Annotated in this window: 1 protein-coding gene; it reads left to right on the top strand. The window is 72.8% G+C overall.

Annotated elements, in window-relative coordinates; all coding sequences use genetic code 11:
• Window positions 1-589, top strand: a 589-nt coding sequence (locus tag ACTOQ1_RS42945; RefSeq protein ID WP_440074394.1) for a polyketide synthase dehydratase domain-containing protein, incomplete at both ends; no start/stop codon positions are given.

The raw sequence follows: 589 nt of genomic DNA, 5'->3' as shown, positions 1-589 counted from the left end.
TGGTGTTGCGGGCCGGGGCCGAGGTGGGCCGGCCGCTGGTGCGGGAGCTGACGTTGCAGGCTCCGCTGGTGCTGCCCGTCGAGGGTGGGGTGCAGGTCCAGGTCGTCGTCGGCGCGCAGGAGGAGTCGGGCGGCAGGGCGGTCTCGATTCACTCGCGTCCGGAAAACGACGCCACGGCGCCGTGGACGGGCCATGCCGAGGGTCTGCTGAGCGCGGAGCCGCTGCCGGTGGCGGGGTTCGAGCTGGCGCAGTGGCCGCCGGCCGATGCGGTGGCGGTGGAGGTGGGCGATGCCTACGAGGTGTTGCTGGGCATGGGGTATGAGTACGGGCCGGTCTTCCAGGGGCTGAGGGCGGTCTGGCGGCGTGGTGAGGAGGTGTTCGCCGAGGTCGCGTTGCCCGAGCAGGCGCATGGGGACGCGGCGGGGTTCGGGGTGCATCCGGCGTTGCTGGACGCGGTGTTGCACGCGCCGTTGGTGGTCGGTGACGGGCAGACGGTGCTGCCGTTCTCCTGGGCGGGGGTGAGCCTGTATTCGGCCGGGGCGACCGAGGTACGGGCACGGATCTCGCCGGTGCGCGAGAACACGGTCGC

Origin of the sequence: Streptosporangium sp. OZ121, assembly GCF_051918885.1 — a bacterium.
GTDB lineage: Bacteria > Actinomycetota > Actinomycetes > Streptosporangiales > Streptosporangiaceae > Streptosporangium.
Note: the sequence above shows the minus strand (reverse complement) of the source record. Positions and strands in the feature narration are given on the sequence as shown.